Origin of the sequence: Moellerella wisconsensis, assembly GCF_022592395.1 — a bacterium.
GTDB lineage: Bacteria > Pseudomonadota > Gammaproteobacteria > Enterobacterales > Enterobacteriaceae > Moellerella > Moellerella wisconsensis.
The window spans coordinates 1,578,980-1,594,450 of record NZ_CP093242.1; the positions used below are offsets into that span (position 1 = coordinate 1,578,980).

A 15,471-nucleotide genomic window follows, 5' to 3' on the forward strand; every position below is an offset into this window, starting at 1 on the left:
GAATTTCATTTACAGTTTTTGAGGTTAATTCATATTATGCCAAAATCAGCATAATTTTGCAGGGATGAATATTGAAGAACCCTCAGAAAAATCACAGTATAGCGATTTTTCCAAGAGTTAAGCACTCTTAGCGGATGGAGTAGTTAGGCTCCGAGCTTAGAACGCGTGCCCATAAAATCTAGGCGTAATATTAGTTACCGAGGCCGTGACTAGCACTTTTATTTTCGATGAGCTCAATCTTATAGCCATCGGGATCTTCAACAAAAGCAATAATGGTTGACCCCCCTTTTACGGGACCTGCTTCACGGGTTACCGTGCCGCCTGCTTTTTTGATATCAGCGCACGTTTGGGCAACATCATCAACACCAAGAGCGATATGGCCATAAGCATTTCCCATGTCATAGCTGTCAACACCCCAATTGTAGGTTAACTCAATTACAGCACCTTCGCTTTCATCGCTGTAGCCTACAAACGCTAGAGAATATTTATATTCGGTATTTTCGCTAGTACGCAAAAGACGCATCCCTAATACTTTCGTATAGAAATCAATCGAACGTTGCATATCACCAACGCGTAGCATGGTATGAAGTAAGCGCATAATAACCCTCTCTTATGTTGACTATTTGAATCAAAAATCGATTTAGCTCCTAATATAACGCGTATACACATGATAATACAATTGATCTGCCTGATATTTTAAAGGTATAAGTGAGTGAGGTGTAATTAATAACATTATAAGTGCTATTTTATTTTAGGGGATGACAATGGCTGAGCAACTTGAATTTTTTGAGCTTCAAAGTCCTTGCCGGGGTATTTGTCAAACTAATGATCACGGTTATTGTCGAGGCTGTTATCGTACCCGAGATGAGCGATTTAATTGGATTAATTATTCAGATAGTCAAAAAAGAACCTTATTACGTCTTTGTCATCAGCGATTTATACGCTTTACACGTCAACAAACAGTAGAACAAAATAATGATACACAGCAACAAAATTTATTTTAATAAATAGCATATTAATTATATTTAATTAGAGCAATAATTGGCTCTATTTGTAATTTATTCAAAATAAGTATAATAAAGTGAAGTTCACAAAATCAGATAAATGCTTTTAAGACTAACTATACCACTTTGTTTTTAAATGTGTTTTATTTGATGTTATTCACTTTATGTAAATTAAACATAATATTAATGTAAAAATAAATAGATTAGAATTTAGAGTAAGGATATTCTTATTGCACTGTCTATCTGCGTGACTATTACCTATAGATAAAAAAAATGGATTTGATTAAATAATATTAATTGAAATCAGATTATTGGTGTTAGGTCGCAAAGTATCAGTGTGATAGTTATTATAACGAGGTATTTTTATATTTTTTGTTCGTAAATATAACGATAAATGTTTATATATTCTGTGAAATAATTTTTTGTTAATGTAATTTTTAACGGCTGAGATATTCTATTTTAAGGAGGGAAAATTGGAATCGAAAATAGGAACGGATCTAGCTCGTTTGGTACGTGTATGGAGGGCTCTGATAGACTATCGATTAAAACCGTTGAAACTGACACAGACTCATTGGGTGACATTGCATAATATTAGTCAATTACCGCCCGATCAATCTCAAATTCAGTTGGCTAAAGCGATAGGAATCGAACAACCTTCATTGGTGAGAACGCTTGATCAACTCGAGGAAAAGAAACTTATCACCCGTCATACCTGTGCGAATGATAGACGAGCTAAAAGAATAAAACTAACTGATGAATCAATACCATTTATAAAACAAGTCGATGATGTGATTAGTTCTACTCGGGATGAAATTTTGGGAGGGATCACAGAAGCAGAATTATTCACGCTATCATCATTAATATTAAAATTGGAGAAGAATATTCTTCATTTACAAAGTAGATAGGTTTTATTTTTTTAAATAATAATACGCACATTAAATTATTCATTTATTATATTTAATGTATATTATTAACGGCATAAAAAATTATAAACAATCATGGTGTATGCATAATGTATGATTATGGGAACTATCATACGATGATTTATTATGTATGCGCTTTGATTGTTGGTGATTGATGAAGGAAGACAGGGCGTCACTCTATATTGACACGAATAAAATAGTTTCCTCCAGTACCAAATTTCAATCATATAATTAAATAACCTCTAAATCAGTGAATAATTATCTAAACAATAAAAATAAGATTTCTTTTAGTTCATTGAGTGATGATATGTAAAATAAGAAACCACAATGCATAACAATGATTAATACCATACTGAAAATATATTCAAATCATACTAAATCCCTATTAAAAACATGCTCAAGATCACATCTAAACTAGCTTAGTGATAAATAGCTTTAAAAAATTATTAATTAATGAGCTTAATATTGCATATGGAATAATTATATTCTAATAATTAAACGTTATTCAGTATGGCGGAGGATAATTAAACCAATCAGAAATGAAATGCAAAGAATTTAAAAAATATTAAATATTAATTGAACCGCTCTAAAAAGGGTTATGGCTTAGAATCGTGAGGTTTAGTCTAGTAAAATGCTAATAAGACGTAATTAAATAAATTACAATTTAGAATATAAACTCACCTGCAGTAGATGCAGGTGAGTGATAGCAGGGAGGTTTAGCGAGGAGAAACAGTCACTGAACCGCCGCTGTTAGCGATTAATACGCGTTGGCCAACAGTAAAGGTGCTTGGATCTTCTTTTTGCACCACAACGATATTTTTACCGCTGTCTAGACGAATTTCCAACTGTACGCCTTTAGTTTTATTGACCGCACCTTCGATATTTTGACCAGCGACCCCTCCGGCTATTGCTCCCGCCGCAGTTGCCAATGTATTCCCTGTGCCACCGCCGATAGTATTGCCTAGCAGGCCACCGAGTACAGCGCCTCCGATAGCTCCTAAGATATTTTCATCACCACCAGCTTGAATATTTACCGGGCGGACATTAAGTACGGTACCATAAGTGACAGTTTGTACTTGTTTGGCTTGGCCAGCAGAGTATGTATCACCTGAAAGTGTGCTGGTATTCACACAACCTGCGAGCGATGTCACAGCAACCACACCAATGAGAACTTGCTTAAGCATAAAAACTCCTATTAGACTTTACTGATTAGGTTATCGCAGCGCGTAAATAATCATATTCAGTATGGCCTTATCATGCGCTATTAGAGAAATAAGTGATTTCTAAAATATTGATTGTGATCTAAATATCGCCTAAACACTAGGGAAAATTTCTCAAAAATAGTAAATATTAATTTCTCACTCTTTTTATGAATTGCTCCTCGGTGTAGAGTGATGATTATTAGTTTCAATAAATGACTATTTATATGAAAATAAAGCGCTTTATGGTGGTAACCACATTTATTATTTAAAGGACAAACAAAATGTTGCAATCGGGTCGTTATATCGGCGTTATGTCAGGTACAAGTCTTGATGGTGTTGATGTGGTTATGGCCGCTATTAGCGACAATATGGTTGCTCAGCAAGCCAGCTTATCTTTTCCGTTCCCAATAGCACTGAAACAACGCATTTTAAATATTTGCCAAGGACAGCAGACGACATTGTCTGAAATAGGAAAAATTGACTATCAATTAGGTACATTGTATGCAGAAGCCATTAATACACTACTGCAATCAACGGCTTTAACTGCAGATCAAATACTGGCGGTGGGTTGTCATGGGCAAACAGTTTGGCATGAGCCTGAGGGCGACTTTCCTTTCACTTTGCAGCTGGGCGATAATAATCGGGTGGCTGCATTAACGGGGATCACCACGGTAGGGGACTTTCGTCGCCGTGATATGGCTTACGGTGGTCAAGGCGCACCATTGGTACCTGCGTTTCATTTAGCGGTGCTAGGTGAGCCACATGAAAGGCGCATCGTATTGAATATTGGGGGAATTGCTAATATTACGGCATTGCTGCCAGGTTCTGCGGTGAAAGGCTATGATACCGGACCCGGTAATATGTTAATGGATACTTGGATTTGGCGGCATCAGCAACGTCCATATGACGAAGCTGGCCAGTGGGCGCAGCAAGGGCAAGTATCTCAATCTTTATTGATAAAGATGCTCAACGATCCTTATTTTGCACGCTCGGCACCAAAAAGTACCGGCAGGGAATATTTCAATATACAGTGGTTAGAATCACAATTAATTGACTACTCTGATTTATCACCGGTTGATGTACAGGCAACATTACTCGAACTAACCGCAATGTCGGTGGCGCAACAAGTTCTATTATCAGGCGGTTGTGAGCGCTTAATTGTCTGTGGTGGTGGGGCTAAAAATAGTTATTTGATGCAGCGTTTGGCTATTTTATTACCGGGGACAGAAGTCACGAATAGTGATAAATTTGGTTTAAGCGGTGATGATTTAGAGGCGCTAGCATTTGCTTGGTTAGCCGCGAGAACTCTGTCAGGATTGCCCGGTAATTTGGCTTCTGTCACCGGGGCATCCCAAGAAACGGTCTTAGGCGCCATTTATCCGGTGAATACGATAACTGATTAGCGAGAGGATATACAATAAATGAGTGGCGAACATCAAGTCGATCTTACTGCTATGCGCAGAGAATACATTAAAGGTGGATTGCGCCGTAATGACTTAACTTCTGAGCCATTAGCGTTGTTTGAACATTGGTTAAAACAGGCCTGTGAGGCACAATTGAGTGATCCGACCGCGATGTGCGTTGCTACTGTCGATGAAACCGGTCAGCCTTATCAACGGATTGTATTACTTAAGCATTTTGATCAACATGGGCTGGTTTTTTATACCAATCTTGGCAGTCGCAAAGCACAACAACTAAAACATAATAATAAAGTCAGCTTGCATTTTCCGTGGTATCCGTTAGAGCGACAGGTCTGTTTTCTTGGCGTTGCTGAAAAACTATCGCCCTTAGAAGTGCTTAAATATTTCCATAGCCGACCTAAAGATAGCCAGATAGCTGCATGGGCGTCACATCAATCATCGCGTATATCCACTCGAGGTATTTTAGAAGGTAAATTCTTAGAATTAAAACAAAAATTTAAAAATGGTGAAGTGCCTTTACCCAGTTTTTGGGGGGGATTTAGAGTGAAATTTCACAGTGTCGAATTTTGGCAAGGAGGCGCAAATCGCTTGCATGACCGTTTCTTGTATCAAAAAGAGGGATTAGGCTGGAATATTGAACGCTTAGCACCTTAATATACTGGATGACAACTGATGATAGAAGCTGATTAGCTTGCCTGCAACTTGATGTATAATAGGTATAAATAAATGATTTTTTAGCTGGCACTTAATTGTTACGGGCTTTATGCTATAGGTTCGTTTCTGGAAACTAAAAAGTTTACTTAATAACATAATAGACAAAATACAACTGATGGAGTCATTGATGTCTAGCAATAACCTGATTAAACAATTGCAAGAGCGGGGCCTAGTTGCCCAGGTAACGGATGAGGACGCGTTAGCAGAGAGACTGGCGCAAGGCCCTATCTCTCTCTATTGTGGTTTTGATCCTACCGCCGACAGCCTGCATTTGGGACATCTGGTTCCCTTGCTGTGTTTAAAACGATTCCAACTAGCCGGGCATAAGCCTGTGGCGTTGGTCGGTGGCGCAACGGGTCTAATTGGTGATCCGAGTTTTAAAGCGACTGAACGTAAATTAAATACTGCAGATACAGTACAAGAGTGGGTAGCAAAAATCCGTAATCAGGTTTCGCCTTTCTTGGATTTTGATTGTGGTGAAAATAGCGCAGCAATTGCCAATAACTATGATTGGTTTGGCAAAATGGATGTGCTGACTTTCCTGCGTGATATCGGCAAACACTTCTCTGTAAACCAGATGATCAACAAAGAAGCGGTCAAACAACGCCTTAACCGTGATGATGTGGGTATTTCTTTTACTGAGTTCGCTTATAACCTGCTTCAGGGCTATGATTTTGCGAATTTAAATAAAGAGCATAGCGTAGAACTGCAAATTGGCGGCTCTGATCAATGGGGTAACATTACTTCAGGGATTGATTTAACTCGTCGTCTTAATCAAAAACAAGTTTTTGGTATGACGGTGCCGTTAATTACTAAGGCTGATGGTACCAAGTTTGGTAAGACAGAAGGCGGCGCGGTGTGGTTAGATCCGAAGAAAACCAGCCCGTATAAATTCTATCAATTCTGGATTAATACGGCGGATGCAGACGTCTATCGCTTCTTGAAATTCTTTACTTTCATGCCGCTGGAAGATATTGCCGCATTAGAAGAAGAAGATAAAAATAGCGGGAAAGCACCTCGTGCACAATACGTATTAGCGGATATGGTCACTGAATTAGTTCACGGTGCTCAAGGTCTGGCGGCAGCAAAACGCATTACTGCCAGCTTATTCTCTGGTGCAGTCTCTGAAATGACCGAAGCTGATTTCGAGCAGTTAGCTCAAGACGGCATGCCAACTATTGATATGGAAACTGGCGCTGATTTACAGCAAGCATTAGTTGATTCTGAATTGGTGCCATCACGCGGTCAAGCACGCACCGCGATCAGCTCAAATGCTGTGTCGATCAATGGTGAAAAACAAGCTGAACCGATGTATGTTTTCAGTGATGCCGATCGCCTGTTTGGACGTTTTACACTTATCCGTCGCGGTAAGAAAAATTATTGCCTGATTAACTGGAAATAATTGTCGTTATGCCCTAAATAGCCGGTATTATTTGGGGCATATTCAATATTAATATCTCGGATTATCGGTTGTTTTTTCCGCTTATAATACTTTCAATATTAGGCATCGAATGAAAAGTATTCTCTCAATTCAATCACATGTCGTCTACGGACATGCTGGAAATAGTGCAGCTGTTTTTCCTATGTGCCGAATGGGGGCAGATGTTTGGCCACTCAATACAGTACAGTTTTCTAACCATACGCAGTATCCTCAATGGACTGGAATGGTATTCCCCGCTCAGCATCTAACTGATATTGCACAAGGTTTGGCTGATATTAACCAATTAGCTCAATGCGATGCAGTATTAAGCGGCTATATTGGTTCAGCGGAGCAGGGACAAAATATTCTGCATATCGTTAAACAGGTTAAAGCAGCTAATCCCAATGCGGTTTATTTTTGCGATCCTGTGATGGGACACCCAGAAAAAGGCTGTATTGTTGCTCCCGGTGTTGCTGAATTCTTTTGCCAACAAGCGTTAGCGGCTAGTGATATTATTGCACCAAACTTATTAGAGTTAGAAACGCTGACCGATCAACATATTAGTTCCGTGGAGCAAGCGGTGAATGCCGCGCGTTCATTATGCCAGCAAGGGCCTAAAACAGTATTAGTTAAACATTTAAGCCGAGCTGGATACCGAGCTGATAGATTTGAAATGATTTTAGTTACCGCAGATCACAGCTGGCACGTTAGCCGCCCATTAGTGGATTTTGGTGTTAAGCAGCCGGTAGGCGTCGGTGATTTAACTAGTGGTCTAATGTTGGTTAATTTGCTCAAAGGTGAAAGTTTACTGAAAGCGTTAGAGCATGTCGCGGCAGCCGTTTATGAAGTGATGCTACAGACCAAAGTGATGAACCAATATGAACTTCAGTTAGTTGCTGCCCAAGATAAAATGGTCAGTCCGGAACACCATTTTTGTGCTACACAACTCGACTGAGGTTAGCTTTCTCCAGGCCTTTTGACCTGGAGATTGTTGATTCATAAGTTTTTAGTACGATTCATTAGCCAGAGGCGTGAATAATTATTTTTAAATCAGACCTTCAATTTGCAGGGCTTTTTGTACTTCAGGACGTTGGTTGATTTTTGCCAAATATTTCTGTAAATGATTTAATGCCGAAATATCTATTCCAACCAATTTATTCCAACCGCTGACCGTAAATAAATAAGCGTCAGCCACAGTGAAATGTTCACCACAAATATAGTTTTGTTGTGCCAGTATCTGATCAAGATAGGTAAACTTTTTGATCAAATTAGTACGAACACTGTGCTTATATTCTTCAGGCGTACCCGGTGTAAATAGCGGTGCAAAACTTTTATGCAATTCGGTAGAAATATAATTTAGCATTTCAAGTTGATGATAACGCTGAAGTGTTCCTTTCTCTGCAATCAAATTTCTGGCAGGTTTTTGGTCGGCAATATACTGCACAATCACCGCGCCTTCAGATAAAGTATCTCCGCTGTCTAACACTAAAAATGGAACCTGACCTTTAGAATTGATGGTATTAAAATCAACCCCATGTTCGGTAGTTTTAGTTTTAAGATCAACGCGTTCAATTGAAAAATCAATACCGACTTCGCGTAAGATAATATGCGGTGACAAAGAACAGGCCCCCGGAGAGTAATACAATTTCATTATAGAACTCCTTCTTGATGATAGAGATGTCCTGTTCAGCCTATCATTGAGATGATGATTTAACTACTTAATATTAGGTACGCCGAATAATTAATATAGCGATATCTGAGGTCGTAGACTGGCGCGAGATAAGATATAAAAGAGTGAGTGGTATAGTTTAAAATAAAGTGTTAGAAATAGCATGAAAGAGAGAATATTAGGATATCATTAAATATCTGATTTATATCGCTAGCATAAAAATCCCCACCTAGAGAATTGTTCTCATCGGCGGGGATTTTTATTTAGTGAATAGAAATTATTTCAGTTCTAGTTCGTTCATTGCGGCGATGCTGAAACCGCCATCAACATGAACTACTTCACCGGTGATCCCCGCAGCTAGATTTGAGCATAAAAATGCCGCTGTATTACCTACATCTTCAATCGTTACAGTACGACGAATCGGGGTGACAGCTTCACAATGTGCCAGCATTTTACGGAAATCTTTAATACCTGAAGCGGCTAATGTGCGGATAGGTCCCGCAGATACAGCATTAACACGAATTCCCTGAGGACCCATCGCATTTGCCATATAACGTACGTTGGCTTCTAAAGAGGCTTTCGCCAGACCCATGACGTTATAGTTAGGAATTGCGCGTTCAGCACCTAAGTAGGTCAGAGTGAGCAATGATGCATCGGGCGTTAACATAGGGCGGCAGGCTTTAGCCATCGCCACAAAGCTGTATGCGCTGATATCATGGGCGATTTTGAATCCTTCACGGGTGACGGCATCAACATAATCACCGTCTAATTGGTCTGCAGGGGCAAAGCCAATTGAGTGAACGAAACCATCGAATTTTGGCCAGGATTTTCCTAATTCAGCAAACATCGTTTCAATGCTTGCATCGTCAGCAACGTCACATTCGAGAACGATAGAGGAATCCAATGCGGCGGCAAAGCCTTCAACACGCGGTTTTAATTTGTCATTTTGATAGGTGAACGCGAGTTCAGCGCCTTGGTCGCGCATGGCTTGCGCAATACCATATGCGATTGATAATTTACTGGCAACACCAGTGATCAGAATGCGCTTGCCGGTTAAAAAACCCATAGCATTATCCTTGTATATTTTCGATTAAAAACGCGAATATATCAGAAGACCGATGGTCTTGGATAGAATTACACGTTTTGTAGTTAATAAATCTAGTTATTTTATCAAATATTATTTTAACATGTATTTGATATAGAAGTGCAATCCGCGTGTCTGCTCGGAGCAGTCACTGGTAAATTTACACTGTATCTTGTCGCCATGCTTCAATAGACAACGGCTCGCCAAAGTGACTTTCGATCAATTTGCGTGTCACTTCATGTAGTGGGGCGGCTAATACCTCGGCGGTATTTCCTCTTTCAACTACTTCGCCTTTATCCATAACTAAAACTTTATCGCTGATATGTTTCATCATGCCTAGATGCTGAGTGACATAAATATAAGCAATTCCATGTTTTTCTTGCAATTCCAGCATCAGATTAATAATTTGTGAGCGCATAGACATATCCAGAGATGCCAATGCTTCATCAGCAATAATAATTTCGGGCTGTAAGATCAACGCGCGTGCGAGGGCAATACGTTGTTTTTGCCCTGCTGCTAGCATATGAGGATAATATTCGGCGTGATCAGATAACAAGCCTACTTGCCGTAGGGTTTCAATAATCCGTTTTTGGCGTTCACTGGCCGTTAAATCAGTATTTAATTTTAGCGGGTTTTCCAGTGTTTGCCCGATACGTTGTCGCGGATTGAGTGAGGTGCTAGGGTCTTGAAAAATCATACGGATCCGCTGGCTCCGATAACCATAATCGCCATATTCTAGCTGATGATTATTAATAAAAATTTTTCCTGAGGTCGGTTCAGTTACACCGGATAGCATGCGTGCAAGAGTAGATTTCCCCGAACCATTAGCACCAATAATAGCTAAAGTTTGACCTGCTTGCAGGTTAAAGCTTACAGGTTTGACCGCTTCAAGCTGGTGTCGCTTAAATAATCCGGTACGAAAGCGAAAAATTTTGGTCAGATCTCTGACTTCAAGCAGAGTTTCAATCATCAGCTTTCCTCGGTATTGAGCGGAAAATGACAGGCAAAAGCATGATTTCTTACGTTACGTAGCGGCGGAGCAACGATACAGGTTTTTTGAGCGTATGGGCAGCGTGGCCCTAGCCGACAACCTATGGGCAGATGCTCTAACGAAGGAATAGCGCCAGACAAAGTATTTAACCGACCTTTATGCGGAATAGGGCTTTCAAAATCAGGAATTGCACGAATTAATGCTTGGGTATAGGGATGATGCGGGCGCGTTAATAGATCATTCGGAGTAGCGCTCTCTACCGTTTGTCCACAATAAAGAACATTAATACGATCGACCAATTTTGACATAATTTGCAGGTCATGGCTGATCAGTAAAATAGTCATGTTATTGTTTTGATTAAGTTTATCTAGCAGACGAAAAATCTGTGCTTGAGTCGTTGGTTCCATCGCATTCGTCGGTTCATCGGCAATTAATAATCGAGGTTGATTAGCGATAGCAATGGCAATCATCACTTTTTGGCATTCACCTTCGGTTAATTCATACGGATAACTGCGCATGATATCTTGGTGATCTTTAATTCCAACGCGATGTAATAATTCAATAGCTCGGCGCTTACGCCAGTTAAAGCGTTGCCACCAGCGGCCTTTATAGGTCCAACCCGGAATGGATTGAATCAACTGCTTTCCAATACTTTCTGCAGGATCTAAACAGGATTGCGGTTCTTGGAAAATCATCGAAATATTATGCCCGATCAGCTTGCGCCGTTTACGTGGGCTAAGTTTAAGTAGATCAATATCTTGGAATCGGAAACGGTCAGCAGTTACCCGCAAGTTGTCTTTAGTCACACCACTAATAGCTTTAGCTATTAAGCTTTTGCCTGAACCTGATTCGCCAACTAAGCCACGGACTTCACCTTCTGATAACGTGATAGAGACGCTTTCCACGGCTTTGACAGGGCCGTTCGCCGTCATAAATTCAATCGTTAGATTGCGAATATCAAGTAGCGGCATTATTCCACTCCCGCATTAATAGCTCGATGTAAACCATCACCCAATAGATTAACCAGTAATACGCTGATCATGATAGCTGCACCAGGTAGGATAACTGCCCAAGGGGCGACATATATTAATTCCAGCGTATCACCGAGCATCGCTCCCCATTCAGAAGAGGGAAGTTGAGCGCCTAAATCTAAAAATCCGAGTGCGGCGATATCTAAAATTGCGATCGAAAGAGCTCGAGTTAATTCAGTCACTAAGATAGGCGTAATATTTGGTAGTACGGTATACCACAGAATATAGATATTAGATGCGCCGTCCAGTCGTGCGGCGACAATATATTCTTTATCCAGTTCATCATGCACTGCAATATATAGCGTTCGAACCATTCTTGGAATTAAGGCCAACCAAATCGCTAGCATGGCATGCTCTAAACTAGCGCCGACAAAGGCCACCACAATAATTGCCAGTAATAAGGATGGAATCGATAATAAGGTATCTAAAATGTGATTTAAAATTGCTGATTTAATTCCGTGGCTCATGCCTGCTAAGCAGCCTAATACTAATCCAACGACAGTTGCTGCGAAGGTGACAATAATCGCGGAGCCGAAGGTGGATTTGGTCCCAATTAATAAGCGACTTAAAATATCGCGGCCTAAATCATCAGTCCCTAAAAAAAACGCTACGTTGCCATAATGCGACCAAGACGGTGGGATCAGTTGATAGCCTAAAAATTGTTGGTCGATAACATAAGGCGCAATATAGCTGCCAAAAAAGGTCAACAGCAGTAATAATAATACGCCATAAAAACCAATCATCGACACCACATCGGAAGAAAATAAATTCCACACAACACGTGCCGGTGAAGGCATTTTTTGTTCGCGATAAAAATTATCTGAGGACATACCAATCCTTATGTTTTAGAGGATCCATCATGGCCCCTAAAATATCCGACAGGACATTAACCGTTATGACTAACGCACCAATTACCATCACACCAGCAGAAATAGCCGAATAATCCTGCTGGCGAATGGCAGCAACTAACCAACGACCTAATCCTGGCCAGTTAAACACCAACTCGGTAACCATAGCTAATGTGAGCATGGTTGAAAATTGCAATCCAAGTTTAGGGATAACTGGGGGAATAGCATTATGCAATACATGGCGACGAATAATGGTTAAGCGTGATAGCCCACGCGTAGCTGCGGCTTTAATATAGTTTTCGCTGGCGACTTCTTCTGTACTATTACGAACTAAGCGGATCACCTCGGTTAATGGAGCTAAGGCCAGCGTTAAAACAGGTAATATCATATGTTCTAATACATTGATAATCATCTGGTTTCTATATGGAGAGTCAGATAACCATGCATCAATAAGAGCAAAACCAGTGACGGTATCTAAATTATACAATAAATCAATACGCCCAGACACGGGTAGCCAGCCTAATCGTAATGAGAAAAATAAGGTTAGCAGCAGCGCTAGCACAAATACGGGGATAGAAAACCCGACTAAAGCAAAGGTACTGATGGCAAAATCTATCGGTTTATTACGCCAGAAGGCAGCAATAATACCGAGAGGAATACCAATCACTAAGGCTAGCATAAAGGCTAAAATACACAGTTCCATGGTGGCAGGGAAGGTATCTTTTAATTGTTCGGTGATGGGTTCGCCGTTAATACTGGATACCCCAAAATCCCAATGAATTAATCCATTGAAATAGAAGCCATAAGCATCAAATAAAGATGCGCCACTTAAAGGAGCATTCGGGGTAAAATAACTTAGGCTAAAGCTTACCAGTGACAAAAAGAACAGTGTCACTAGCAGCAGTAAAAAGCGCCGCAGTGAATAGATAATCATGGCTGTATCCCTTCGGTCTTTTTATCTTCAGTTTCATCGCCAAGATCACGATAAGCACCAGCAAAAGAAGCATTACCAAAGGCACTGATTACTAATCCTTTCATATCATAGCGATAGGCTTGTAATCGCAAAGAATAGGCCAGCGGTAAAATCGGTAAGTCTTGCGCTAAGATAGCCTGTGCTTGATGATAATAATCAATACGTGCAGCTAATTGCTGAGTTAATAACGCTTTATGCAGAATCTCATCAAATGCCGGATCACACCAATGGCTTAAATTAGTTTGTGAGTTAATCGCTGCACAGCTTAATAATGGACGGAAAAAGCTGTCGGGATCATTACTGTCTGTTGACCAACCCGCTAGCGTCATATCGTGTGCGCGATCCATTAATTGATTCTCTAAAAAACGACCTTCAACCGGGCGAATATTCATGGTAATCCCAACTTGTGCTAAATCTGCTTGAATTAATTCAGCCATTTTTAATGGGCTAGGATTAAAAGATTGAGAGCTGACAGGAACCCATAAATCCAATTTTAAACTGTTTAATCCCAGCTCGGTCAAAATCTGTTTAGCTCGTTGCGGATTGTAGTCGGTAACTTGTGCTTGGTTATCATACGCCCATGATGCTCTTGGTAAAATTGATGCCGCAGTTTCTGCCGTTCCGTAATAAATTGATTGCATTAGACGTTCATTATTGATGGCATAGGCAATAGCTTGACGTACTTTTAGCTGATTAAGAGGGGGCTTATTAGTATTAAAGGCTAAATAGGCGATATTCATACTTGAACGCATCGATAAACGCAAACGAGGGTCATTACGCAGTACTTTAAGCTGGCTGGCGGCAGGATAGGCCAGCACATCACATTCGCCGGTTAATAATTTAGAAATTCTGCCAGTTCCCCCCGCACCCATATCAATTACTACCTCTTCCATACGAGGTTCACCTTTCCAATAGGCTCTATTCCGCTGTAATTTAACAAATTGTCCAGATTGATAATCATCAAGCATAAAAGGCCCGGTACCTACAGGACGCCAGTCAATGAGCTCCTGGCGATTTTGTAGGGCTAATTTTTCGGCATATTCAGCGGAAAGGATCGGCGCATAGTGAGTGGCTAAATGCCATAAGAATGAAGCATCAGGAGACTTTAATTTAAATTCGACAGTCAAGTTATCGATTTTACGGATACTTTGCACACTTTCAGCAAATTGCAAACTGTCAAAATAGGGGTAGCGGCCACCATTAATGTAGTGATATGGATGGTCTTTCTCGAACATGCGGGCAAAACTAAATATCACATCATCAGCGTTCATTTTACGGCTGGGCGTAAACCACTCAGTGGTTTGAAATTCAACATCTGGGCGCAAATGCAGCCGATAAGTAGCGCCGTTATCGGTTATTTCCCAGCGCGAGGCAAGCTCAGGAGTGAGGCGATAGGTAAAGGTATCCACATCAAGAAGGCGGTCATAAATTTGCGCGCCTAGCGGGTCAATAATTAAACCATTACTGGCCAGCTGCGGATTAAAGGTGGTGACTATGCCATTGACACAGTAAACAAAACCTTTTGCGCGGATATCGCGAGGTACCGTATTCGCAGTCATATTATCAAGCGATGTGGAACCACTAAATGCTTGCGATACTGCGGTAAATAAGAAAAGGAACCAATATATCAAATGACGCATAAATAAGATGTCTTTAACCTAAGTTGCCGTATTATAGCGTAAAATCGCCGCCTGCCCAAACTGGTCGTAATGTTGAGAATAGATATTATCTCTTTTTTAGCATAATAAATCACTGAATACTGAGAAGATGGATGATAAACAGAGATTCGCTATGCTCTAAAAAATAAATCCATGTTATTCAATAGATTAAATTTTAATGAGAAAAATTCTCATAAAACCACTTTACAAATACTATTGATAACCATTATCATTCGCTTTGTCGGTTGAATAACTGAGTTATTTCAACCAACACGACATTGCTCACATTGCTTCCAGTATTTTTTATAGCCAGCTTGGGTGCTGGCTTTTTTTTTGTTCTCACGCCTTGTAAATCAAAACTCACTAAACTAATTTACTAAATTACCTACTAACTAAATTACCCCACTAAAATAGATAATTAACTCGCGAAATTAGCTAAATATTGCTGATTAAGCATAAATCGATAATTTCTGAGTTTATTGAATAATATCAATATATTAATTAATACTTTTATTTCAAGCAGCGACTAAACA

15 protein-coding genes are annotated in these 15,471 nt (G+C 40.1%); 6 read left to right on the forward strand and 9 right to left on the reverse strand.

The window, feature by feature from the left end:
- Positions 1 to 190: 190 nt before the first annotated feature.
- Positions 191 to 598 (reverse strand): lactoylglutathione lyase, encoded by a 408-nt coding sequence (gene gloA, locus MNY66_RS07100; protein WP_047255567.1) that lies wholly within the window; start codon positions 596 to 598, stop codon positions 191 to 193.
- Positions 599 to 764: 166 nt separating this feature from the next.
- Between gloA and MNY66_RS07105 the strand changes: the two genes are divergently transcribed.
- Together MNY66_RS07105 and slyA are read left to right on the forward strand one after the other, a co-directional pair.
- A complete protein-coding gene (locus tag MNY66_RS07105; protein ID WP_047255568.1) occupies positions 765 to 1,004 on the forward strand; it encodes a DUF1289 domain-containing protein in 240 nt (79 codons plus the stop codon).
- Positions 1,005 to 1,477: 473 nt separating this feature from the next.
- Complete coding sequence (gene slyA / locus MNY66_RS07110; RefSeq protein ID WP_047255569.1) at positions 1,478 to 1,909, forward strand: transcriptional regulator SlyA; 432 nt, start codon at positions 1,478 to 1,480, stop codon at positions 1,907 to 1,909.
- Between the two features lie 734 nt (positions 1,910 to 2,643).
- Here slyA and MNY66_RS07115 read toward each other — a convergent pair.
- Complete coding sequence (locus MNY66_RS07115) at positions 2,644 to 3,111, reverse strand: outer membrane lipoprotein (protein WP_047255570.1); 468 nt, start codon at positions 3,109 to 3,111, stop codon at positions 2,644 to 2,646.
- Between the two features lie 299 nt (positions 3,112 to 3,410).
- Here MNY66_RS07115 and anmK point away from each other — a divergent pair, with 299 nt between their 5' ends.
- The 4 genes from anmK to pdxY all read left to right on the forward strand — a co-directional run bounded on the left by anmK (position 3,411) and on the right by pdxY (position 7,639).
- Positions 3,411 to 4,532 (forward strand): anhydro-N-acetylmuramic acid kinase, encoded by a 1,122-nt coding sequence (gene anmK / locus MNY66_RS07120; protein WP_241501776.1) that lies wholly within the window; start codon positions 3,411 to 3,413, stop codon positions 4,530 to 4,532.
- An 18-nt stretch (positions 4,533 to 4,550) separates the two neighbouring features.
- Positions 4,551 to 5,204: a pyridoxamine 5'-phosphate oxidase gene (pdxH, locus tag MNY66_RS07125; RefSeq protein ID WP_047255572.1), complete on the forward strand. Its 654-nt coding sequence runs from the start codon at positions 4,551 to 4,553 to the stop codon at positions 5,202 to 5,204.
- A gap of 187 nt (positions 5,205 to 5,391) precedes the next feature.
- Positions 5,392 to 6,666, forward strand: a complete 1,275-nt coding sequence (gene tyrS, locus MNY66_RS07130; protein WP_241501777.1) for a tyrosine--tRNA ligase — start codon at positions 5,392 to 5,394, stop codon at positions 6,664 to 6,666.
- Positions 6,667 to 6,775: 109 nt separating this feature from the next.
- A complete protein-coding gene (pdxY, locus tag MNY66_RS07135) occupies positions 6,776 to 7,639 on the forward strand; it encodes a pyridoxal kinase PdxY (RefSeq protein ID WP_047255574.1) in 864 nt (287 codons plus the stop codon).
- 90 nt (positions 7,640 to 7,729) lie between these two features.
- Here the strand turns inward: pdxY and gstA are convergent, their stop codons facing one another.
- From gstA to sapA, 7 genes are all read right to left on the reverse strand, one after another.
- Positions 7,730 to 8,335: a glutathione transferase GstA gene (gene gstA / locus MNY66_RS07140; protein ID WP_241501778.1), complete on the reverse strand. Its 606-nt coding sequence runs from the start codon at positions 8,333 to 8,335 to the stop codon at positions 7,730 to 7,732.
- A gap of 295 nt (positions 8,336 to 8,630) precedes the next feature.
- A complete protein-coding gene (gene fabI / locus MNY66_RS07145; RefSeq protein WP_047255576.1) occupies positions 8,631 to 9,419 on the reverse strand; it encodes an enoyl-ACP reductase FabI in 789 nt (262 codons plus the stop codon).
- A gap of 178 nt (positions 9,420 to 9,597) precedes the next feature.
- Positions 9,598 to 10,407, reverse strand: a complete 810-nt coding sequence (sapF, locus tag MNY66_RS07150; protein WP_047255577.1) for a putrescine export ABC transporter ATP-binding protein SapF — start codon at positions 10,405 to 10,407, stop codon at positions 9,598 to 9,600.
- Positions 10,407 to 11,399: a putrescine export ABC transporter ATP-binding protein SapD gene (sapD, locus tag MNY66_RS07155; protein ID WP_053908590.1), complete on the reverse strand. Its 993-nt coding sequence runs from the start codon at positions 11,397 to 11,399 to the stop codon at positions 10,407 to 10,409. Before sapD ends, sapF begins: the two co-directional genes overlap by 1 nt.
- Positions 11,399 to 12,289: a putrescine export ABC transporter permease SapC gene (gene sapC, locus MNY66_RS07160; protein WP_047255579.1), complete on the reverse strand. Its 891-nt coding sequence runs from the start codon at positions 12,287 to 12,289 to the stop codon at positions 11,399 to 11,401. The genes sapD and sapC overlap by 1 nt, the downstream gene beginning before the upstream one ends.
- Positions 12,276 to 13,241, reverse strand: a complete 966-nt coding sequence (sapB, locus tag MNY66_RS07165; RefSeq protein ID WP_047255580.1) for a putrescine export ABC transporter permease SapB — start codon at positions 13,239 to 13,241, stop codon at positions 12,276 to 12,278. Before sapB ends, sapC begins: the two co-directional genes overlap by 14 nt.
- Positions 13,238 to 14,920: an ABC transporter substrate-binding protein SapA gene (sapA, locus tag MNY66_RS07170; protein WP_047255581.1), complete on the reverse strand. Its 1,683-nt coding sequence runs from the start codon at positions 14,918 to 14,920 to the stop codon at positions 13,238 to 13,240. Before sapA ends, sapB begins: the two co-directional genes overlap by 4 nt.
- Positions 14,921 to 15,471 lie beyond the last annotated feature (551 nt).